The sequence below is a fragment of the Microbacterium trichothecenolyticum genome (assembly GCF_000956465.1).
Lineage (GTDB): Bacteria > Actinomycetota > Actinomycetes > Actinomycetales > Microbacteriaceae > Microbacterium > Microbacterium trichothecenolyticum.
The window spans coordinates 40567-61219 of the sequence record NZ_JYJA01000036.1 but is presented as its reverse complement, the minus strand read 5'-3'; the positions used below and the strand labels follow the sequence as shown (position 1 = coordinate 61219).

Here is a 20653-nt window from a genome sequence, read left to right as displayed (position 1 = left end):
TCAGCCCGAGGGGGCGCGCGTGGACGTTCGGACCTTGAGCTCGATCTCGAAGATCTCGTGCATCGGCTCGGTGCGGCCGGCGATGCGTTCCAGCAGCATCTCGACAGCACGGGCGCCCATGGCCTCACCCGGTTGGTGCACGGTGGTGAGGCCGAGCCCCGGATGCGAGGCCATCGGGACGTCGTCGTAGCCGACGACGGCCAGCGGCACACCCGCCTCGCTCGCCGCGCGCATCGCGCCGAACGCGAGCTCGTCGTGGGCGGCGAAGACGGCAGTGGCGGTGGTCCCGTCGGCGAGCATGCGGCGCACGACCTCCGCCGATGGCCCCTCGCCCTCGTCGGTGCGCCAGACCATGGCGCGCTCCCCGAGCCCTGCGGCGTCCATCGCCGCCTCGTACTCGCGCAGACGCACCCCGTGCGGGAACGGCTCGAACGCGCCGGACTCGTGCAGAGTGAGGTGCGCGATCCGGCGGTGGCCGAGGTCGAACAGGTGCTGCATCGCCGCACGGGCTCCCGCGGCGTCGTCGCCGGCGACGACGTCGTACCGATCGGAGGTGTCGTGGCGCCCGAACATGACGACGGGGACGGAACCGGAGATCCGCTCCAGCCCCGCCTCGTCGACGCGCGGTGACACCGCGATCACGCCGTCCACCTGACGGTCCACCAGCGCCTCGAGCGCCCGCAGCCCCTCGCGCGATCCGGCTTCGGCGGGAGCGATGATGAGCTGGTACGGCGTTCCTTCGAGGGCGCTCGTCGCACCCCGCGCGATCCGCGCGAAGAAGTGGTTGGCCAGATCCGGAAGCTCGATCCCGAGTGTGTAGGTGCGCCCGCGCATCGCCCGTGCCGCGATCCGCGGACGGTAGTTCAGCTCTGCCATCGCGGCCGTCACGCGCTCGCGCATCCCGTCGCTCACACCGTAGGCGTTGCGCAGCACCTTCGACACGGCGGCGCGAGAGACGCCGGCCGCCCGCGCGACGTCTTCGATCGTCGCGTGGCGCGGCGGTGGGGCACCCGTCATGCTTCTCCTCGTCGATGCAGGTCTGCAGGGCAAACGTACCCCGGTGCGCCGGGAAAGCGTCGTCCGCCCCGCGGCGGCGCCACGGGGCGGACGGGTGGTCCGGGGGCGGCCCATGCAGTGCCGCCCCCGGTGTCTCAGCGCAGGTCCTTGCGGTTCACCTGGACGACCTCGCTGATGTTCCCGCTGTGGTCGGTGACGCGGAACGAGACGGTGCTCTTCGCGTCGACCTGCAGCGGACCCGTGTACGGGGCCCATGCCGAGGCATCCTGCTTGTTCTTCTGGGTCGAGTACTCGATCAGGGCGACGCCGCTCAGCTCGTCGGTCGCTGCGACGACGACCTTCTGGCTGCCGTTGAGCGTGATCGACGCGATCTTCGGTGCGACACGGTCGACGAACACGTCCTGCGTGAGCGGCAGGTCACGCGACGACGATCCGACGGCGAAGCTGTACTCGCCGTCCAGCACGGTCCACTCGTCGGCGTCCACGTCCCAGATGGAGAAGGGCTGGTTGCTCGCCGTCGAGTCGACGACGACCTCGACCCGGGTGCTCGCACCCGCCGCGAGTTCGACGCGGTCGAAGCCGACGAGCCGCTTGCCCGGCTCCTCTGCCGCCTCGGGCAGCGTCAGGTAGACCTGCGGGATCTCCGCCCCGGCGCGGGCGCCGGTGTTGGTCACCGTGAACGACACCTTCGACAGCACGTCGCCGGTCGCCGGGTCGTCCACGTGGTCGACCGCCAGGTCGCTGTACGCGAACGAGGTGTACGACAGGCCGTGTCCGAACTCGAACAGCGGCTCGATGCCCTGGGCGTCGTACCACTTGTAGCCGACCTGGAGGCCCTCGGTGTAGTTCACCTGGCGCGCCTCCGTCGACCCAGCGGGCCGGGTCGTCGATCCGTTGGAGAAGATGCCGGGGTAGCGTGCCGGGTCGCTTCCGGTCGGCGTGTCGGCCACCGACTTCGGGAAGGTCATCGGCAGCTTGCCCGACGGGTTGACATCACCCCACAGGAGCGCCGCGAGGGCGGGGCCCATCTGCTCACCGGCGAACCAGTTGCTGAACACCGCGTCGACGTCGTCGATCCACGGCATCTCGACCGCGGTTCCGCTGTTGAGAACGACGACGGTGTCGTCGTTCGCAGCGGCGACGGCCTGCACGAGCGCGTCACCGTTCGAGTCGAGGTGCAGGTCCGCCGTGTCGGCGAACTCGCCCGTGCGGATGTAGCCGAAGACGATGGCGACGTCCGCTTGGGCAGCGGTCACGGCGACCGAGGCGAGGTCGGCGCCGTTGTTGTACACGACGCTTCCGCCTGCGGCTTGGACGCGCTGCGTGATCGCCGTGAGCGGATCGACGACGTTGGCGCAGTTGAGCACGCCGCCCGCGCCGAATCCGCCGGCCGAGCATGCCTGCGCGGAGCTGATGCCATTGGTCGGCGTCTTCGAGGCGGTCGGACCGACGACCGCGACCGTGAGCGGTCCGTCACCGAGGGGCAGGATGCCGTCGTCGTTCTTCAGCAGCACCGCACTCTCCTCGGCGAGCTCGCGCGCCAGAGCGCGGGAGTCGTCCGTCGCGGTGACGGGCTTCGAGGTCGCGGGGAGCGGGTGGTCGAACAGCCCCTCCTTGATGTAGGTGCGCACGACCCGGAACGCGGCCTCGTCGATGCGCTCCTGGGTGACCTCGCCCGCGGCGAGGGCCGCGTCCAGGCGCACCGGCGTGAACCAGATCGGCCGGTTGAGCTCCTGATCGAGGCCCGCCATCAGCGAGGGCCCGGTCGAGTGAACCGAGCCGAAGTCGCTCATGACGTAGCCGTCGAAGCCCATCTTGTCGCGCAGGCTCGTCGTGAGGGTGTCGTTCTCGCACGACCAGACGCCGTTGATCTGGTTGTACGAGCACATCAGGCTGTCGGGGTCGCTCTCCTTGATCGCGATCTCGTACGGCAGGTCGTACACCTGGCGGAACGTGCGCTCGTCGATGTTCGAGGAGCTGTTGTTACGGTCGAGCTCCTGCTCGTTCGCAACGTAGTGCTTGAGGTTCGCGATGACCGGCTTGTCGGGGCTGCTGCCATCCTCGATGCCGCGGACGTTCGCGGCGCCCATGAGGCCGGACAGCAGCGCATCCTCGCCGAAGTACTCCGCGTTGCGGCCCGAGAGCGGGGTGCGGCCGCTGGCGACACCGGGGCCGAGGATCACGTTGCTGCGGTTGTCGAACGCCTCGTTCGCGTGGATCGCGCCTTTCTGCTCGTTGAGCTCGAGGTTCCAGGAGGCAGCGATGGCGATGGGCCCCGGCCATGCGGTGGTGCCGGCTTTGCCGTGCGCACCTTCGGCGCCGTTGGAGTAGATCACGGTCGGCGTGCACTCCACCTGCACGGGGTAGACGACGCCGCCCGACCACGTCGTCTGCTGCGGGCTGTTCGCGGGCTGCTCCACGAGCCAGCGGTACTTCTGGTGCTGCGAGCTGGCGGCCAGCAGCGCCTCAGCCCGCTGGTCGGCGGACTTCGAGGCGTCCATCCAGGGGACGGTGGTGCAGTCGGCGGCCGCAGCGGGTGCCGCCAGGGCGACCGTTCCGCCGGCGGCGATCAGTGCGGCGCCGAGCAGAAGCGCCGTCGTACGTCTGCGGGCGCGCGGATTTCGCGCGAGCTTGGTGGATCCAGAAGACATCATCGTGCTTTCCTCTCCCTTGAGGTCGATCCGTAGATCGCTCTACGTTTTGTAGACCGCTCTACGGTGACACGTTTCATCATCGAACGTCAAGGAAACTTTCAGCAGATTCAGAAGTCGCGTCGTGGAGTCCGTCAAGCCCCGGCCGGCGGCATCCGTCCCGCGCTAGCGTGACCGGCATGGACGAACGGCGAACCGACGACCAGGCCCCCGAAGGCGACAGCCCGCTGGGCGGAGACGACACCACCGAGGAACAACTCGAGGCCGACAACCCCGTCGAAGAGGAGACGCTCCAGACTCTGGACCCCGACAACCCTCCCGCCTGAGCGAGACAAGGTCTGGATCGGCGTCAGATCGCTAGATAAGCTAGCTATATGACGCCGAGTTCGAGACGCCGCTGGGCGGGGCTGGTATTCATCAGCGTCGCCGTCGCGCTCATCATCGTCGACTCCACCATCGTCAACGTCGCGATCCCCGCCATCGTCGACGACCTGGGGATCACGTCCAGCGAGGTGCAGTGGGTGCAGGAGGCCTACACCCTCGTCTTCGCGTCGCTGCTGCTCGTGTTCGGCGCGCTCGCCGACAGATGGGGACGACGACGGATGCTGCTCATCGGCGTCGTCATCTTCACCCTCGCCTCCGTCGGCGCCGCACTGGCGACGACGGGCGGGCTCCTGATCGGGGCGCGCTTCATCCAGGGCATCGGCGGGGCCATGATGCTTCCCACGACGCTGTCACTGCTCAACGCGACGTTCCGAGGACGCGAGCGGGCCATCGCCTTCGCGGTCTGGGGCTCGACGATCGGCGGTATGGCGGCCGTCGGGCCGCTGCTCGGCGGCTGGCTGACGACCGAGTTCTCCTGGCACTGGGCGTTCCTCATCAACGTGCCACTCGGCATCGCCATCGTGGTCGGGGTGCTGCTGACCGTGGACGAATCGCGCGGCGATGCCGCGTCGATCGACCTCTTCGGCGCGCTGCTGTCGGTGATCACCGTCGGCGCGCTCGTCTTCGGCCTGATCGAAGGACGCACCTACGGCTGGATCACGACCGACAAGCAGCTCACGATCGGCGGATGGACCTGGCCGTGGGACGTCTCACCCGTCGCCGCGGCCTTCGCCATCGCCGCCCTCGGCGTCGTGTCGTTCATCTGGTGGGGGCTGCACCGTCGTCGGGTCGGCAAGCCGACGGTCATCGCGTTCGGGCTCTTCCGCATCCCGTCGTTCCGCAACGGCAACATCGCGGCGATGGTGGTCTCGCTCGGCGAGTTCGGCCTGATCCTCGCACTGCCGCTGTGGCTGCAGTTCGTCCTCGGGTTCGAAGCCGTCCAGACCGGCCTGATCCTTCTGGCCCTGGCCATCGGCTCCTTCGCCGCAAGCGGACTGGCGGGGGCCCTCAGCGGACGCGTGGCACCGGTGTGGATCGTGCGCGTCGGAATCGTGGCCGAGATCATCGGCATCGCAGCGGTCGGGTTCATCATCGAGCCGGACGCGTCGTGGGTGCCGCTCATCCCGGCACTCTTCGTCTACGGATTCGGCGTCGGACTCGCCACCGCGCAGCTCACGGGCGTGGTGCTCGCCGACGTGCCGACCGCCGAGGGCGGTCAGGCATCGGGAACCCAGTCGACGGCGCGCCAGCTCGGCGCGGCGCTCGGCATCGCCATCCTCGGCACCATCCTCTTCTCGACGACCTCCGCCGTCCTCACGGCGCGCCTCGACGACCGCGGGATCCCCGCCGAACAGCGCGACCAGGTCGTCTCGGCCGTCGTCGACAGTGCCGGCGGGGCGATCGCGGGCCTTGCCGGATCGCCTCAGACCGCGCCGCTCGCCGACGACGCCAAGGCCGCATTCTCGGAAGGCACGAAGTACGCCAGCTTCGCCGCCGCGGGCTTCCTCGCGGTGGGCCTGCTGGCCACGCTCTCCCTCGGCGGCGGCCGGCCGCGCGACGAGGAGCGCATCGAGGTCGAAGCCGTCGAACCGGCCTGAGCCGCAGCATCCGTCCGCCGAGACCCGGAGAGCTTCGGCAGCTCTGCTACGCCTCGCGCGTGATCGTGACCTTGACGTGGAGGTTGCTCTTGAACGGGCCGGCGTAGACGCCCCGCAGCGGCGGAACGTCGCCGTAGTCGCGGCCGCGGCCGACGAGCACGTGGCGGTCGCCGATCTCGATGTTGTTCGTGGGGTCGAATCCCTGCCACTGGCCCGCGAACCACTCGATCCACGCGTGGGACTCGCCCGTCACTGCGACGCCGACCTCCGCCGACGGCCGCGGATGCAGGTATCCCGACACGTACCGCGCCGGGATGCCGACCTCACGCAGCGCACCGAGTGCGATGTGGGCCATGTCCTGGCAGACGCCTTTGCGCGCCTCCCACGCCTCGGCTGCGGTCGAGTGCACGCCGGTGATGCCGTGCATGTACTCGACGGCGTCGCCGATGGCGACCGCGATCGCGTGCGCAGCGCGGCCGGGGTGGTCGTGCTGCGCGGCGATCGACCGGGCGAGCTCGGCGACCTCCTCGTGGGGGCGGGTGCGCCGGGTCTGCGACAGCTGCTCGACGGTCTCGAGCGAGCGGGCCGCCTCGCGGGCGAGAACCTCCCACGTCACGTCGATGTGCTCGAGCGGCCGCGGACGCACCTCGACCAGCGAGCGAGCGGTGATCGTGAGCGACGAGTGGGGCGAGAGCACGTCGAACGCCGCAACCCGTGTGCCGAAGTAGTCGACGTACTGGTTGACGGAGGTCGACGGCTCGATGTCGAGAGACGAGTTGAGCACGAACTGGCTGTCGGTGGAACCCGGCAGCATGCGCGCCTCGTTGTACGACGCGGTCACGTCGCCCTGATAGCTGAAGCCGGTCTGATGCTCGATCCGGAGTCTTTTCATGAGATCTCTCCGATCCAGCTGGGCTCGGCCTGCGTCGGGAAGAACCGGCCGCGGATGGCTTCGGATGCCTCGCGCGTGACCTTCTGCACGCGGTCCATGTGCGTCGGCAGCTCGCCGAGGATCTCGGAGATCGGCCGGTATTCGAGGTCGTTGCGGATCTGGCCGAGCGCCCGCAGCACGGTGTTGGAGTGGCCCACGCGGTCCGCGCGGGGATCGATGGCGCTCATGCACTCCTCGGCGCGCTGGATCGAGTAGATGATCGAGCGGGGGAAGAGCCGGTCGAGCAGCAGGAACTCGGCCGCATTGCGGGCGCTCGGCATGCCTCGGTACGTGCGCAGGTACGCCTCGTACGCGCCGCACGAGCGCAGGATGGTCGTCCACGACGGACCGGATGCCTCGGTCAGCGACCGCGTCGCGAGCAGGCGCGCGGTCATGTCGGTGCGCTCGATGCTGCGCCCCAGCGTGAAGAACTGCCAGGCCTCGTCGCGGCTCGTCGACGAGTCCACGATGCCGACGGCGAGCGCCGCCCGCTCGCGCACCCACTGGAAGAACTCGTGCACGCGGTCGTTCTGCAGGCGCCGCGGCATGCGGGCGTTCGTCGTGTTGAGGGTCTCCCACAGCTCCGTCGAGACGATCTCCCGCGCGCGGCGGGCGTTCTCGCGCGCCGCCGTGAGCGCGTACGCGATGCTCGACGGGTTCATCCGGTCGACGGCGAGGCGCGCGAGCACGTCCTCGCGGCGTACCTGGTCGACGCCTTCGGGCGGCAGAGACCCCATGACGCTGAGGAGCGACCGGCACGCCGTGTCCTCATCGATCCACGGGTCCTCGAGGAGGAGCTGCAGGTGCACGTCGAGGATGCGGGCGGTGCCGTCGCTGCGCTCGATGTAGCGCCCGATCCAGAAGAGGCTCTCGGCGATGCGACTCAGCATGATGCACCTCCGTCCTGCTCCGCAGCCTGCTGCTGCTGCTCCTGCTGCTCTACGCGCGAGCGCGGGCGGTCCTGCGGCGAGTGCGTCGGCTCGGTCTGGGCGTCGTAGATGATCGGGATCGCCGCGGTCACCGTGGCTGCCTGGTCGGCGACCAGGCCGGCCACGCTCTGCCCCTGGCCGTACTCGACCTGGGCGGGAGCGGAGCCGCCGACGATCCAGGTGTCCTTCGACCCGCCGCCTTGGCTGGAGTTCACCACGAGCTGGCCCTCGGGAAGGGCGACGCGGGTGAGGCCGCCGGGGAGCACCCACACGTCCTCGCCGTCGTTGACCGCGAAGGGGCGGAGATCGGCGTGACGCGGACGCATCCCGTCCTCCACGAGCGTGGGGATCGTCGAGAGCATGACCACGGGCTGCGCGATCCAGCCGCGCGGGTCGGCGAGCAGGCGCTGCCGGAGCTTCTCGAGCTCGGCGGGTGAGGCATCCGGCCCGACGACCAGCCCCTTGCCACCGGAGCCGTCGACGGGCTTGACCACCAGCTCGTCGAGACGGTCGAGCACCTCTTCGAGGGCGTTCGGGTCTTCGAGCCGCCACGTGTCGACGTTCTTGAGGATGGGCTCTTCCGCGAGGTAGTAGCGGATGAGGTCGGGGACGTACGTGTAGAGCAGCTTGTCGTCGGCGACGCCGTTGCCGACCGCATTGGCGATCGTGACGTTGCCCAGACGCGCGGCCAGCATGAGGCCAGGGGCGCCGAGCATCGAGTCGGCGCGGAACTGCAGCGGGTCGAGGAATTCGTCGTCGACGCGGCGGTAGATGACGTCGACGCGCTTGGGGCCGCGCGTGGTGCGCATGAACACCTTGCCGCCGATGCAGAGCAGGTCGCGGCCCTCGACGAGCTCGACGCCCATCAGGCGGGCCAGCAGCGTATGCTCGAAGTAGGCGGAGTTGTAGACACCGGGCGTCAGCACCACGACGTTCGGGTCCTCGATGCCCGCGGGGGCGGAGGCGCGCAGCGCCGCGAGGAGCTTGTTCGGGTAGTCGCCGACGGGGCGCACCCGCATCGACACGAACAGCTCGGGCAGGGTCTGGGCCATGACCCGCCGGTTCGAGATGACGTAGCTGACGCCCGACGGGACCCGCACGTTGTCTTCGAGCACACGCATCTCGCCGTGCTCGTCGCGGATCAGGTCGATGCCCGACACCTGGATGCGCACGCCGTTGGCCGAGTGGATACCGGCGGCCTGACGGTAGAAGTACTGCGAGCTCGCGATGAGTCCAGCGGGCAGCACCTCGTCGCGCACGCAGAACTGATGCCCGTACGCGTCGTCGAGGAACGCCTCGAGTGCGCGCACGCGCTGCTTGACGCCGGCCTCGATGCGCGACCACTCGTCGTACGTGATCACGCGCGGCACGGCGTCGAGCGGGAACGGCCGCTCCTCTCCCGCGAAGTCGAACGTCACGCCCTGCGCGAGGTACGAGCTCGCGAGCGAATCGGTGCGGCCGCGCAGCTCCTCCTGGGTCATCTGCGCGAGCGCCTGGTAGAGCTCTCGATAGGCCTCGCGCGATTCGGCCGGCGCGCCCGGGTGGGCCGGGCTCCCGAACATCTCGTCGAACGCGGGTACCCCCGAGGGCGTCTTGCGCGGCGCCAGCGTGGAGCCGTAGCCGTCGAACAGATCACCCATGCGAAGAGCCTAATGCGGCCTTCGTTGCGCTCGTGTTTCCGAGCCGTTCTCCTGGTCCGCACTGGGAGGATCGGACGTATGCTCCCGCTATGACTCGTGAAGCGGGGGCCGCGACGCGCGTCGCCGCGAAGGCCTCGGCCCTCTCCGGCGCGGGAGCGGGCGCGGCGTCCGCCGTCCTCGGCGCGGGGGTGGGCGAACTGGTCGCAGCGTTGGTCGCGCCGTCGTCGAGCCCCTTCTCCGTCGTCGGCGGCGTGCTCATCGACCTCGCACCGCCGTGGGCGAAGGATGCCGCGATCTCGCTGTTCGGCACGGCCGACAAGCTCGCCCTGCTCGTCGGGATCGCGCTTGTGCTGCTGGTCGCGGCGGCGGGTGTCGGCATCCTGGAACTGCGTCGCCCGTGGTTCGGCGCCGCACTGTTCGCCGTCCTGGGTGCGGTCGTCGCCGTGCTCGCGATGACCCGTGCCGGCGCGACCGGACTCGCGTGGCTCCCCTCGCTCGCCGCGGGCCTCGTCGCGGCGACGGTGGTGCGGCTGCTGACGCAGCTGGCAAGACGCACGACGGATGCCTCGTCCCCCGCCTCGACGGCGGCGGGCACGGGCGACGCGCCAGGCGACGACGACCCGTCGCGCCGCCGTTTCCTCGTGTGGGCAGGTGCGGCCACGGCGGCCGGCGTGATCGCGGCGATCGCGGGGACCGCGCTGCAGGCAGGTTCCCGCACCGTCACCGCCGTGCGCCGGGCCCTCCGACTGCCCGCGCCGGCCGTCGCCGCGCCGCCGGTCCCGGCCGATGCGCAGCTCGATCTCACCGGCATGACGCCGGTCGTGACCCCGAACGCGAGCTTCTACCGCATCGACACCGCCCTCGTCGTGCCGCAGGTGGATCCGAGCGACTGGAGCCTGCGCATCCACGGACTCGTGGAGAACGAGGTCGAGATCGGGTGGGACGAGCTGCTTGCGCTCCCCCTCGAGGAGAGCTGGACCACCCTCGCGTGCGTGTCGAACCCCGTCGGCGGCGACCTCATCGGCAATGCGAAGTGGCTCGGGTATCCGATCCGCCTGCTGCTCGAGCGCGCCCGGCCGACGTCGGACGCTGACATGGTCCTGTCGAGATCGATCGACGGCTTCACCGCGAGCACGCCGCTGGAAGTGCTGCAGGAGGAGTCGCGCGCCGCGATCCTCGCCCTCGGGATGAACGACGAACCGCTCCCGGCGGAGCACGGCTTCCCGGTGCGCATGGTCGTCCCCGGGCTGTATGGCTACGTCTCGGCGACCAAGTGGGTCACCGAGCTCGAGGTGACGCGGTTCGACAAGGCCACCGCTTACTGGACGACGCGCGGATGGTCGGCGAAGGGGCCGATCAAGCTGCAGTCGCGCATCGACCTGCCGCGCCGTGGCCAGGGACTGAGCGCCGGCGACACCACCATCGCGGGCGTCGCCTGGCAGCAGCACGTGGGCATCGCGAAGGTCGAGGTGCAGGTCGACGGCGGGCCGTGGCGCGAGGCGACACTGGCGTCGGCGATCTCGGACGACACGTGGGTGCAGTGGTCGATCCCGTGGACGGCCGAACGCGGCTCTCACGCGATCCGCTGCCGCGCCACCAACGTGAAGGGCGAACGGCAGACCGAGACCGACGCGTGGCCCGCGCCCGACGGCGCGACAGGGTGGCAGCAGCTCAACGTCGAGGTGGCGTGAGCCGCCGCTGAGCCCCGACCTCAGACCCCTCAGGCCGCGAGCACGAACCGCAGCTGTTCGACCGCCCAGTCCAGCTCGGTCGCGCGCACGACGAGCGGCGGCGCGATGCGGATCGTCTGGCCGTGCGTGTCCTTGGCGAGCACGCCGCGCCCGATGAGACGCTCGGCGATCTCGCGTCCGGTGCCGACCTCAGGGTCGATGTCGATGCCTGCCCAGAGACCCGCGACACGCACCGCGGTGACGCCGTGGCCGACGAGCTCCTGGAGCTTCGCCTCGAGGTGGTCGCCGAGGAGCTTCGCGCGGCCCTGGAACTCGCCGGTCTGCAGCATCTCGACCACCCGCAGGCCCACGGCCGCGGCGAGCGGGTTGCCGCCGAATGTCGAGCCGTGCTCGCCCGGGTGGATCACCCCGAGCACGTCGCGGTCGGCGACGACCGCCGACAGCGGAAGGATGCCCCCGCCCAGCGCCTTGCCGAGGAGGTAGATGTCGGGCACCACGCCTTCGCGGTCGCACGCGAACGTCTCGCCCACGCGGCCGAGGCCGGACTGGATCTCGTCGGCGATGAACAGCACGCCGCGGCGGGTGCAGATCTCCCGCACCTTCTTCAGGTAGCCCTCGGGCGGGAGGATGACGCCCGCCTCACCCTGGATCGGCTCGATGAGCACGGCCACCGTGTCGGCGGTGATCGCGGCGTCGATGACCGCGGCGTCGCCGAACGGCACCGAGACGAAGCCGGGCGTGAACGGACCGAAGTCGGCGCGTGCCTGCGGGTCGTCGCTGAAGCCGACGATCGTCGTGGTGCGCCCGTGGAAGTTGCCGTGCGCGACGACGATCTTCGCGGCGTCCGCAGCGACGCCCTTCACTCGGTAGCCCCACGCGCGGGCGACCTTGATGCCGGTCTCGACGGCCTCGGCGCCGGTGTTCATCGGCAGCACGAGGTCTTTGCCGCAGAGCTCGGCGAGCGCAGCGGCAAAGGGTCCCAGACGGTCGTTGTGGTACGCCCGGCTGGTGAGCGTCAGTCGGTTCAGCTGCTCCTGCGCGGCGGCGACGATCGCAGGGTGCCCGTGCCCGAAGTTGAGGGCCGAGTAGGCCGAGAGCAGGTCGAGGTAGCGCTTGCCCTCGACATCCGTCACCCACGCTCCCTCGCCGCGCGAGATCACGACGGGGAGCGGGTGGTAGTTGTGGGCGACGTGCTGCTCCTCGGCGGCGATGATCTGGCTCATGGCGGCATCGAGTGAGGTGGAGGCGGCGGTCATCGGGGGCTCCTCTTTCGCGCGGGTCAGCGTCGCAGCTCGAGCGTGCAGCACTTGATGCCGCCGCCGCCGAGCAGCAGCTCGGACAGGTCGACGAGCACCGGGTTGTAGCCGCGTTCGCGCAGCTGCGCCTCGAAGCCGGTCGCGCGCGGCGAGATGATCACGTTGAGACCGTCGCTGGCCGAGTTGAGACCGAACACGGCGCCGTCGGCGTCGGCGACGCGGATCGCGTCGGGATAGCGCTCGGCGAGGATCGCCTGGCTGCGCTCGTCGAACGCGTGCTCGAGGTACGCGATGTTGGCCTTCTCGACGCCGCCGGGACCCTCGACGGGGTCCAGCACCGAGATCGCGGTGTCGAGGTGGTAGAACCGCGGGTCGACGAGAGTGAGGCTCACGACCTCCTTGCCGAACACGTCGCCGAGTTCCCGGTGACTGTCACCCGTCGAACGGAAGCCGGTCCCGGCGAGGATCGTGTCGCCGACGAGCAGGAAGTCGCCCTCGCCCTCGTTGACCTCGACGGGCTCCGCGACCTCGAAGCCGTTGTCACGGAACCAGTCCATGAACGCGGGCCCCTCGGGGACGCGCTCCTGGAAGCGGAACTTCGCGCCGTACGCGACGTTGTCGATGACGAACCCGCCGTTGGCCGTGTAGACCATGTCAGGAAGACCCTCGATGGGGTCGATGAGGTGCACCTCGTGGCCGAGCGCGATGTACGTGTCGTAGAGAGCCTGCCACTGGCGCACCGCGAGGGCGGTGTCGGTCGGGTTGGCCGGCTCCATCCACGGGTTGATGGTGTAGCTGACCGTGAAGTGCTCGGGGCGGCACATCAGGTAGCGACGGATCTGCTGGGTCCGGCCGGAGGCCGACCCGGTGACCGGAGTGGTGGCGGGCGCGGTGTTCTGCGTGGACATCTTGCTCCTGTAGAGGCGCGGCGGACGCTGTCCAGAGGCCCGGCGGTCTTCGCTCCAGGGTTGCTCAGCCTGTCGAAGGGCGATCCGGGCACGCCACGTCCATTGTCTCACGGACCCTGAATGCGATCTGGGAGACGCGGCATCCGTCTCATGCTCGGGCGATGACGACGACCTTCCCCGTCACGTGACCGTCGGCGACGCGAGCGAGCGCAGTGCCGGCGTCGGCGAACGGGACCCGCGCCTCGATCACGGGGCGCAGGCTGCCGGCCGCGGCGAGCGCGAGCAGCTGTGCGAGCACGTCCGGCTTCGCGACGGCGGCGAGCGGACGAAGCGGCCGCTTGGAACCGATCGAGAGGACGGATGCCGCGGCGATGCGCCCGATCGGACCCCAGACGCGTCCGCCTTCACCCGACACGAGCACGACGCGGCCCCCCTGACGCACCAGCCGACGCAGCGTGCGCAGCGGCGCGGTGCCGGCGATGTCCACAACGGCGTCGAAGCGGCCCTCCCCGAGCTCCGCCGACCCGGGCTGCACCGTGCGGTAGTCGAACGTGCGCGACGCGCCGAGCCCCTCGACGAGCGCCCGGTTGCGATCCCCGCACAGCGCCCACACCTCGGCACCGCGCGCCGCCGCGAGCTGCACCGCGAACGTGCCCACGCCGCCCGACGCCCCGATGACGAGCACTCGCTGCGTCGACGCGTCCGCCGCCGGGCGGATGACTCCGCCGAGCTCCAGCGCCTGCCATGCTGTGCCCCCTGCGACCGGAAGCGCTGCGGCGATCACGGCATCGAGCTCGGCGGGCCGCCGCGCCAGCCGGCCGGCCGGCGCGAGGGCATAGTGGGCGAGGCCGCCGCCCGCGGGGAGCTCGCCCACGACCTCGTCGCCGACGGCGAGCGCGGTGACGCCCTCGCCGAGGGCGACGACGGTGGCGGCGGCATCCATCCCTCGGACGGCTTGGCGTGGGCGGCGCAGGCCGAAGGCGAGCCGCACGAGGAGCGGCTCGCCGCGCATGACCCGGATGTCGCCGTTGTTGAGGCCTGTTGCCCGCAGGCGCAGGAGCACCTCGCCGCGGCCGGGCGCCGGCACGTCGACGGTCTCGAGGACCACCCCGTCGGCCCCGCCGTAACGGCGCTGCCGCCACGCCGCCATCGCCCCGGGAATCGCGGCCGCGGCATCCGTCGTGCCGTCCTCATGAATCGTCATGTCATTGCTCCGGGTAGTCGAAGAGGTCGTCGAGCCCGACGCCGAACGCGCGGGACAGCTGGAACGCCAGTTCGAGCGTCGGGGAGTACCGTCCCTGCTCGATGGCGATGAGGGTCTGCCGCGTGACGCCCACACGACGGGCGAGATCGGCCTGGGTCATGCCGGCCGCTTCGCGGACGGCGCGGATCGAGTTGGTGACCTTCGTGGGCTTCACCATCAGACGAGGCCCCGACGGTAGGCGAGGACGCTCGCAATGCCGCCGACGATCGACGACAGCGCGAAGCCGAAGTACATGGTGTTCGCGATCCAGAACCAGTCCGCCTCGAACGCGCACAGCACGATCACGCCGAGGCCCGCGATGACGAGGAACGCCTGCCCGACGCGCGTCGACATGTGCGCGATGTCGCGGTCGCGCTGGTCGCTCTTGCCCACGCCGTCGGGGTCTCGCATGCCGGCGAGGATGCCCCACGCGATGCTCAGGACGATCGCGCCGACGATGCTCGCGCCGATGACCCACAGCATGATCGGCACCCAGTCCACGTCGGTGAGCGGGCGGCCGTCGGCCTGCTGCAGGACGATCACGACGTAGACGATCGTGCCGATCACGCTGACGATGAGACTCGACCAGATGTTGCGCTCTTCGTAGACCATGACTCCCCCAGGGGCTTGTAAAGAATTCTTGACACCGACGGTAGGCGGACCCGCCGTGCCTGTCAAGAATCTTTTACACATCTGGCCGCCAGGTCGCGACGCTCGGCACGGCGCCCGCGGGCTGAGCAGCCCCGACGAGAGCCCCGCCATACGGGCTCGGCGGGCATCCCGCGCGTTCGGGGCGCGCCCGCGCCCCAAACGATCGCCGCACGCCCAAGCCCCGGGATCGGGCCATCCAGAGACAGCCGGGAGAGCGAGCGGATGCCGCGGACCGCAGCATCCGGATCCGTCAGATCACGGCCTCCGACCACGGGTCGGGGTTGCCGAAGCGGTGCGCCGTGATCGTGACGGACTGCTCGTGGAGGAACGGAAGCAGCTCGAGCCGACCGGCGGTGGTGACCTCGTTGTCGTAGACCGCGAGATCGGGGTCGCCGCCCATGCTCTGCGCGACGAGGGTGTGCAGCGCCGCGACCGACTCGGTCTGTCCGATGAGCCGCACGCGCGCGGGCCGCGGCTCGGGGTCGGCGTCGGCGGCCGCCGCGACGATGTCGACGGCGCTGAGTCGCTGGAGCCACTGCTCGTCGGTCTCGACGAAGACGGCGACATCCTCTTCGGCCAGAACCCGGCGCACCGCGGCAGGAAGACCGACCGGCGCCGAGAGCGTCAGCCGTGAGCCCGCCCGGAGTCCCGCGACCACCACGCGCAGCACGGCCTGCCACGAAGCGTCCGCGGTCGCGCGCAGGGCGACCGCCGGGATCGGGCGGTAGCGGAACAGGTTGCGCTCGACGCCGAGGCCCGACACGTCCTTGACCTGGCCGAACTCGCGGTCCCATGCGATGGCGTCGGACAGGGCGCCGCGACGGAGCCATTCGAACGCCTCGTAGTCGAGCGACGGCTGAGCGGCCTCGATGAGCGCGGCGATGCGGGTGTCGAGCCCGCGCAGGTGCAGCGTGGCCGATGCCGGGACGCCGGAGGTGGCGCGCCAGCGGCCGAGGCCGACGAGATAGTTCGGCCCACCGGCCTTGGCGCCGGCGCCGACCGACGAGCGCTTCCAGCCGCCGAACGGCTGGCGCTGCACGATCGCGCCGGTGATGCCGCGGTTGACGTAGAGGTTCCCCGCCTCCACGCGATCGAGCCACTGGGCGAGGTCGTCGGGGTTCTGGGTGTAGAGCCCCGCTGTGAGCCCGTACGCCACGGCGTTCTGCAGCTCGATCGCGTGTGCGAGCGACGACGCGTGCATGATGCCGAGCACCGGCCCGAAGAACTCCTCGCGGTGGAAACGCGAGCCCGGCTGCACGCCGGTGCGGATGCCGGGAGTCCAGAGGCGGCCGTCGTACTCGGGGGCCGCGTCCACCGGCTTCGGCTCGACGAGCCACCTCTCCCCCTCGTCGAGGGTGGTCAGCGCCCACCGGAGCTTGCCGCGGGGCACCTCGACGACCGGGCCGACCTCGCTGAGCGGGTCGGACGGCGGGCCGACGCGGAGGGAGGTCGCAGCATCCATCAGCTGACGCGCGAAGCGCTGCGAGTGACCGACCGGACCCACGAGGATCGCGAGCGATGCGGCGGAGCACTTCTGGCCCGCGTGGCCGAATGCGCTCTTGATGATATCCGATGCCGCGAGGTCGAGGTCCGCCGTCGGCATGACGATCATCGCGTTCTTGCCGCTCGTCTCGGCGAGCAGCGGCAGGTCGGGACGCCAGGATCGGAACAGCGCCGCGGTCTCCCATGCGCCGGTGAGGATCACACGGTCGACGTCGGGGTGCGACAGCAGGGTCTGCCCCAGGCCGCCCTCTTCGATGTCGACGAGCGCCAGCACGTCGCGCGGTACGCCCGCTTCCCACAGCGCCTCGGCGACGACCGCCGCGCAGCGCCGCGCCTGGGGCGCGGGTTTGAACACGACACCCGAGCCTGCGGCCAGCGCCGCCAGCACGCCACCCGCAGGGATCGCGATCGGGAAGTTCCACGGCGGCGTGACGACGGTGAGCCGTGCCGGCTCGAACACGGCCCCGCTCACGCGGTCGAGCTCCCGCGCGGTGGCGGCGTAGTAGTTGGCGAAGTCGACGGCCTCGCTCACCTCGACGTCAGCCTCGGCGAAGACCTTGCCGGTCTCGGAGGCGGCGACCTCGATGAGCTCCCCGCGGCGCGCCTCGAGCGCCCGGGCGGCGGCGGTGAGCACGAGGCTCCGTTCCGCCGCCGGGAGCGCGCCCCACGCCGGCGCGGCATCACGCACCCGGGCCACGATGCCCTGCAGCGCGGGTTCATCGGTGACGCGGGCCGCCTCGACAGTGGCGTCGCCCGCGCGGGAGGTCTCGATGCGCGACAGGATGCTGCGCGCCCAGGCCCTGTTCGCGGGCAGGGCCGGGTCGCTGTCGGCGGTGTTGCGGAAGCCCGGTGCGCCCGCGACCCGGGCCGCGGACTCGCGCGGAGCGAACACCGCGGTCTCGACGAACGCCTCGGCCCCGAACACCTGCTCAGGGACCGAGCGCGCCACCGGGGCGGTGTCGCCCGGCGCGGCCGAGCGCGCGATGCCGATCACGGCCTGGGTCAGACCGGCCTCGTCGGATGCCGCGGCGGCCCGGCGCAGGCGCGCCTGCGCGCGCGGGGACTCGGCGCCGGCGGGCGCCGTCGTCGCGATCGCCTCGGCGGCGCGGTCCTGCGACCGGTTCGCGCCTGTCGCGAGCGCCGGGTCGTCGGCGCGCGCGAGGGAGGCGAGGAAACGGTCCCGCTCACGGTCGAACATCACGGGGTCGTCGGCGAGGTCGAAGGCGGCCGAGAGGAAGTTGTCGCTCGAGGCGTTCTCCTCGAGGCGCCGCACCAGGTAGCTGATCGCCACGTCGAACTCGTCGGGACGCACGACGGGAACGTACAGGAGGACGTGGCCGACCTCGCGCGTGACAGCCTCGACCTGGCCCTGCGCCATGCCGAGCAGCATCTCGAACTCGACATCGGGCGACACGCCGGCGGCGCCGGATGTCGCCTGCACCGAGCCTGTCGAAGTGTCGTCGCGCACACCGGCTTGGCCGGCGAGCAGCCAGGCGTAGGCGATGTCGAAGAGGTTGTGTCCGGCGACGCCGATCCGTACCGCGCGGGTGTGCGCCTTCTGGAGCGCGAACCGCAGGCACCGCACGTAGTTCGCGTCGGAGTCGACCTTCTCGCCGTACGTGGCGAGGCTCCAGTCGTGCATGACCGCGTCGACGCGCTCCATCGCGAGGTTCGCTCCCTTCACGAGACGCACCTTGATGCGCGCGCCGCCCTTGGCGACGCGCTCCTGCGCCCACGCGGTGAGCCGCTCGAGCGCGGGCAGGGCATCGGGGAGGTATGCCTGGAGCACGATGCCGGCCTCGAGCTGTCGCAGGCGCGGGTCCTCGAGGAGGCGCGTGAACACCGCGATCGTGAGGTCGAGGTCGCGGTACTCCTCCATGTCGAGGTTGATGAACGTCGGGCCGCTCATGGAGCTCGTGGGCGACGCCGCCGTGAGGTACAGCGGCCGCAGTCGGGCGACGACCTTCTCGACGACCTCGTCGAACGCCCACATCGAGATGTGGCTGGCGATCGCCGAGACCTTGACCGAGACGTAGTCGACGTCGGGCCGGCGGATGAGCTCGTGGATCCCCTCGAGCCGGCGGAGTGCCTCCTGCTCGCCGAGCACCGCCTCGCCCAGGAGGTTCAGGTTGAGCCGCGCACCGCTCGCACGAAGGGCGGCGATCGCGGGGCCGAGCTTGTCGGGACGCGCGTCGACGACGAGGTGCCCGACCATCTCACGCAGCACGCGTCGCGCGATCGGGACGACCGGCGACGGCAGCACCGGCGCGAGAGCCCCGCCCACGCGAACGGCGCCACGCAGGTACCACGGCAGGAAATCCGGAACGAGGGGGGCGACGCGATGCAGATGGGATGCCGCGGCCGACAGGCTCTCCGGACGCATCACGCCGTCGACGAACCCGATGGTGAACGGCAGGCCGTTCGGGTCCTTGAGCACACCGGCGAGCCGCTGAGCGGCCGGGTCGACCTCGACCTCGGCGCTCTCGGCGATCCACCGCTGCGCCAGGGCCACGGCCTCGCCGGCCAGGCGCTCGTCGGATCGGTCTTCCATTCGCACTCCAGCTGTCACGTCGTCGGACTCCGTGGTTCCAGCCTGCACCTCAATGTGCGCGATCGGGTTCACCTGCTGCATGAGGTCAAGGGTGAGGCATCCATTCATTCGTGAAAAGCGATCATCTACGATCGATATCGTTCGAGATCTTCGATGGGATGCGCATGTTCGAGTTGCGACGTCTGCGACTGGTCCACGAGCTCGCGCTCCGCGGCACGCTCGCAGCCGTCGCGGAGGCGCTCGCGTACAGTCCGTCGACGATCTCGCAGCAGCTCGCGCAGCTGGAACGAGAGGCCGGCGTCGCGCTGCTCGCGCCGGAGGGACGGCGGGTGCGACTCACCGAACACGGACGCGTCCTGGCGGCCCACGCCGCGCGGGCACTCGACCTCGACGAGCAGGCGCGGGGTGAGCTCGAGTCCCTGCATCCGGGGCTCGCGCCCGTGCGCGTCGCGATCATGCAGACCGCCGCGCTCGCGATCGTGCCCGCTGCGCTCAGGCTGCTGTCCGAACGTGCACCCGACCTTCGCGTCGAGCTCGTCGAGATGCCTCCCGAGCTCGGCCTGTTCGAGCTCACGGCACGGGGCGTCGACCTCGTGATCGCCGAGCAGTACCCCGGGCACACGCGGGCCCACACCCCGGGTCTCGAGCGCGACCCGCTCGGGACCGACCCGATCCATCTGGCCGTGGCATCCGTGGATCCCGCACGCTCGCTCGACGACCTGCGCGATCGCCCGTGGGTGATGGAGCCCGCCGGCACCGCCGCCCGCCTGTGGGCGGTGCAGCAGTGCCGCGCCGCGGGGTTCGAGCCCGACGTGCGGTACGAGCTGGCCGATCTGTCCGCCCACGCGCGTCTGGTCGCGGCCGGACAGGCCGTCGCCGTGCTGCCCGATCTGCTGTGGGAGGGGTCGGCGGTGCCGGTGTCGCTGCTCGAGCTCCCCGGTCGTCCCGCGCGCGAGGTCTTCGCCGCGCAGCGCACCGCATCGCGCGCGCGGGCGGGCATGCGGGAAGTTCGGCGTGCCCTGCACGACGCGTTCCCGATGCGGCGGACGGATGCTGTGCCCCCGAGGCCCTAGCCAAGCCCGAGGGCCGCGCAGCTGCGGGGTGGCGGCATCCGTCCGCCGGTGTCAGGTGCGCTCGGTGTGCTCGTGCCGCTCCGGCGGAGTCGGCGGCCGCTCATCGGTGTTCGCACGGCGATCTCGCTCGGTGCCCTCGAGCACGGTGTCCCGGTCGTCGCGCGCGTCGTCCGCGTGCGCCGCGGCCGGCGGGGCGGCGGTGCTGCGGGCACCGGTGCCGTCGGCGTACGGGTCGATGTCGTCGGCCTTGCGCATCGCCTCTGCGTGCTGCTGACGCAGGCCTTCGGCTTCGGCGCGGTGCTCGTCGATCGCTCCGGCGCGTCGCTCGGCGTCGATCGCAGCCTCTGCGGCACGGGCCTTGGCGGCTTCGGCAGCGGCCGACGCCGCTGCGGCGTCCGCCCGCGCCCGAGCGGCCTCGGCCTCGTGCTCGCGGGCCTGCAGCTCGGTCTCGCGCGCATCGGCGCGCAGCTTCTCGGCGTGTTCGTGCTGGTGCTCTCGACGGCGCTCGCGGCGCCCGCGTGCCGTGAGCAGCAGCGCTACGACGACGATGGCGAGCACCACGACGATGCCGACGATGACCCAGATGAGGGTGGTCGTGTCCACGGCTCCTCCTTCTCCCTCCGACGC

General features: G+C 71.0%; 16 protein-coding genes. 4 read left to right on the top strand and 12 right to left on the bottom strand.

The annotated features are described in order from the left end of the window. Both RS82_RS12015 and RS82_RS12010 read right to left on the bottom strand, forming a co-directional pair. The gene (locus RS82_RS12015; RefSeq protein WP_045299740.1) at positions 1-1017 is read right to left on the bottom strand and encodes a LacI family DNA-binding transcriptional regulator; all 1017 of its coding nucleotides are present in this window, start codon (positions 1015-1017) and stop codon (positions 1-3) included. Between the two features lie 134 nt (positions 1018-1151). Beyond that, on the bottom strand, positions 1152-3671 hold the full coding sequence (locus RS82_RS12010) for a beta-glucosidase family protein (protein WP_052676817.1): 2520 nt from the start codon (positions 3669-3671) through the stop codon (positions 1152-1154). 176 nt (positions 3672-3847) lie between these two features. On the opposite strand from RS82_RS12010, the gene RS82_RS21535 reads away from it, so the two are divergent. Next, positions 3848-3994: a hypothetical protein gene (locus RS82_RS21535; RefSeq protein ID WP_169748698.1), complete on the top strand. Its 147-nt coding sequence runs from the start codon at positions 3848-3850 to the stop codon at positions 3992-3994. A 48-nt stretch (positions 3995-4042) separates the two neighbouring features. Further along, on the top strand, positions 4043-5650 hold the full coding sequence (locus RS82_RS12005) for an MFS transporter (protein ID WP_045299738.1): 1608 nt from the start codon (positions 4043-4045) through the stop codon (positions 5648-5650). Between the two features lie 46 nt (positions 5651-5696). On the opposite strand, the gene RS82_RS12000 is transcribed toward RS82_RS12005, so the two are convergent. Genes RS82_RS12000 through RS82_RS11990 form a run of 3 tightly spaced genes read right to left on the bottom strand, consistent with a single transcriptional unit; the run spans position 5697 to position 9150 of the window. Continuing rightward, positions 5697-6542 (bottom strand): transglutaminase family protein, encoded by an 846-nt coding sequence (locus RS82_RS12000; RefSeq protein WP_045299736.1) that lies wholly within the window; start codon positions 6540-6542, stop codon positions 5697-5699. Continuing rightward, the gene (locus tag RS82_RS11995) at positions 6539-7471 is read right to left on the bottom strand and encodes an alpha-E domain-containing protein (protein ID WP_045299734.1); all 933 of its coding nucleotides are present in this window, start codon (positions 7469-7471) and stop codon (positions 6539-6541) included. The genes RS82_RS12000 and RS82_RS11995 overlap by 4 nt, the downstream gene beginning before the upstream one ends. Beyond that, positions 7465-9150 (bottom strand): circularly permuted type 2 ATP-grasp protein, encoded by a 1686-nt coding sequence (locus tag RS82_RS11990; protein ID WP_045299732.1) that lies wholly within the window; start codon positions 9148-9150, stop codon positions 7465-7467. Before RS82_RS11990 ends, RS82_RS11995 begins: the two co-directional genes overlap by 7 nt. A gap of 89 nt (positions 9151-9239) precedes the next feature. Between RS82_RS11990 and RS82_RS11985 the strand changes: the two genes are divergently transcribed. Beyond that, complete coding sequence (locus tag RS82_RS11985) at positions 9240-10841, top strand: molybdopterin-dependent oxidoreductase (RefSeq protein WP_045299731.1); 1602 nt, start codon at positions 9240-9242, stop codon at positions 10839-10841. Between the two features lie 29 nt (positions 10842-10870). On the opposite strand, the gene rocD is transcribed toward RS82_RS11985, so the two are convergent. The 6 genes from rocD to RS82_RS11955 all read right to left on the bottom strand — a co-directional run bounded on the left by rocD (position 10871) and on the right by RS82_RS11955 (position 18953). Then, the gene (rocD, locus tag RS82_RS11980) at positions 10871-12097 is read right to left on the bottom strand and encodes an ornithine--oxo-acid transaminase (protein WP_045299729.1); all 1227 of its coding nucleotides are present in this window, start codon (positions 12095-12097) and stop codon (positions 10871-10873) included. Positions 12098-12120: 23 nt separating this feature from the next. After that, positions 12121-13005 (bottom strand): dimethylargininase, encoded by an 885-nt coding sequence (gene ddaH / locus RS82_RS11975; protein WP_045299727.1) that lies wholly within the window; start codon positions 13003-13005, stop codon positions 12121-12123. A gap of 148 nt (positions 13006-13153) precedes the next feature. Further along, on the bottom strand, positions 13154-14209 hold the full coding sequence (locus RS82_RS11970; RefSeq protein ID WP_052676816.1) for an NAD(P)-dependent alcohol dehydrogenase: 1056 nt from the start codon (positions 14207-14209) through the stop codon (positions 13154-13156). 1 nt (position 14210) lies between these two features. Then, positions 14211-14426, bottom strand: a complete 216-nt coding sequence (locus RS82_RS11965) for a helix-turn-helix transcriptional regulator (RefSeq protein WP_045299725.1) — start codon at positions 14424-14426, stop codon at positions 14211-14213. Further along, positions 14426-14860 (bottom strand): hypothetical protein, encoded by a 435-nt coding sequence (locus RS82_RS11960; protein ID WP_045299723.1) that lies wholly within the window; start codon positions 14858-14860, stop codon positions 14426-14428. Before RS82_RS11960 ends, RS82_RS11965 begins: the two co-directional genes overlap by 1 nt. Positions 14861-15149: 289 nt before the next feature. Further along, a complete protein-coding gene (locus tag RS82_RS11955; RefSeq protein ID WP_045300038.1) occupies positions 15150-18953 on the bottom strand; it encodes a proline dehydrogenase family protein in 3804 nt (1267 codons plus the stop codon). Between the two features lie 164 nt (positions 18954-19117). Between RS82_RS11955 and RS82_RS11950 the strand changes: the two genes are divergently transcribed. Continuing rightward, positions 19118-20026, top strand: a complete 909-nt coding sequence (locus tag RS82_RS11950; RefSeq protein ID WP_045300036.1) for a LysR family transcriptional regulator — start codon at positions 19118-19120, stop codon at positions 20024-20026. A 51-nt stretch (positions 20027-20077) separates the two neighbouring features. Here the strand turns inward: RS82_RS11950 and RS82_RS11945 are convergent, their stop codons facing one another. Further along, positions 20078-20629 (bottom strand): hypothetical protein, encoded by a 552-nt coding sequence (locus tag RS82_RS11945; RefSeq protein WP_045299721.1) that lies wholly within the window; start codon positions 20627-20629, stop codon positions 20078-20080. Positions 20630-20653 lie beyond the last annotated feature (24 nt).

Excerpts from the sequence above, each read along its gene's own strand:
- RS82_RS12015 (WP_045299740.1), bottom strand. The coding sequence starts at position 1,017 with ATGACGGGTGCCCCACCGCCGCGCCACGCGACGATCGAAGACGTCGCG.
- RS82_RS11970 (WP_052676816.1), bottom strand. The coding sequence starts at position 14,209 with ATGACGATTCATGAGGACGGCACGACGGATGCCGCGGCCGCGATTCCC.
- RS82_RS11985 (WP_045299731.1), top strand. The coding sequence starts at position 9,240 with ATGACTCGTGAAGCGGGGGCCGCGACGCGCGTCGCCGCGAAGGCCTCG.
- RS82_RS11990 (WP_045299732.1), bottom strand. The coding sequence starts at position 9,150 with ATGGGTGATCTGTTCGACGGCTACGGCTCCACGCTGGCGCCGCGCAAG.
- RS82_RS11950 (WP_045300036.1), top strand. The coding sequence starts at position 19,118 with ATGTTCGAGTTGCGACGTCTGCGACTGGTCCACGAGCTCGCGCTCCGC.
- RS82_RS12010 (WP_052676817.1), bottom strand. The coding sequence starts at position 3,671 with ATGATGTCTTCTGGATCCACCAAGCTCGCGCGAAATCCGCGCGCCCGC.
- RS82_RS21535 (WP_169748698.1), top strand. The coding sequence starts at position 3,848 with ATGGACGAACGGCGAACCGACGACCAGGCCCCCGAAGGCGACAGCCCG.
- ddaH (WP_045299727.1), bottom strand. The coding sequence starts at position 13,005 with ATGTCCACGCAGAACACCGCGCCCGCCACCACTCCGGTCACCGGGTCG.
- RS82_RS12000 (WP_045299736.1), bottom strand. The coding sequence starts at position 6,542 with ATGAAAAGACTCCGGATCGAGCATCAGACCGGCTTCAGCTATCAGGGC.
- RS82_RS12005 (WP_045299738.1), top strand. The coding sequence starts at position 4,043 with ATGACGCCGAGTTCGAGACGCCGCTGGGCGGGGCTGGTATTCATCAGC.
- RS82_RS11960 (WP_045299723.1), bottom strand. The coding sequence starts at position 14,860 with ATGGTCTACGAAGAGCGCAACATCTGGTCGAGTCTCATCGTCAGCGTG.
- RS82_RS11955 (WP_045300038.1), bottom strand. The coding sequence starts at position 18,953 with ATGGAAGACCGATCCGACGAGCGCCTGGCCGGCGAGGCCGTGGCCCTG.
- RS82_RS11965 (WP_045299725.1), bottom strand. The coding sequence starts at position 14,426 with ATGGTGAAGCCCACGAAGGTCACCAACTCGATCCGCGCCGTCCGCGAA.
- rocD (WP_045299729.1), bottom strand. The coding sequence starts at position 12,097 with ATGACCGCCGCCTCCACCTCACTCGATGCCGCCATGAGCCAGATCATC.
- RS82_RS11995 (WP_045299734.1), bottom strand. The coding sequence starts at position 7,471 with ATGCTGAGTCGCATCGCCGAGAGCCTCTTCTGGATCGGGCGCTACATC.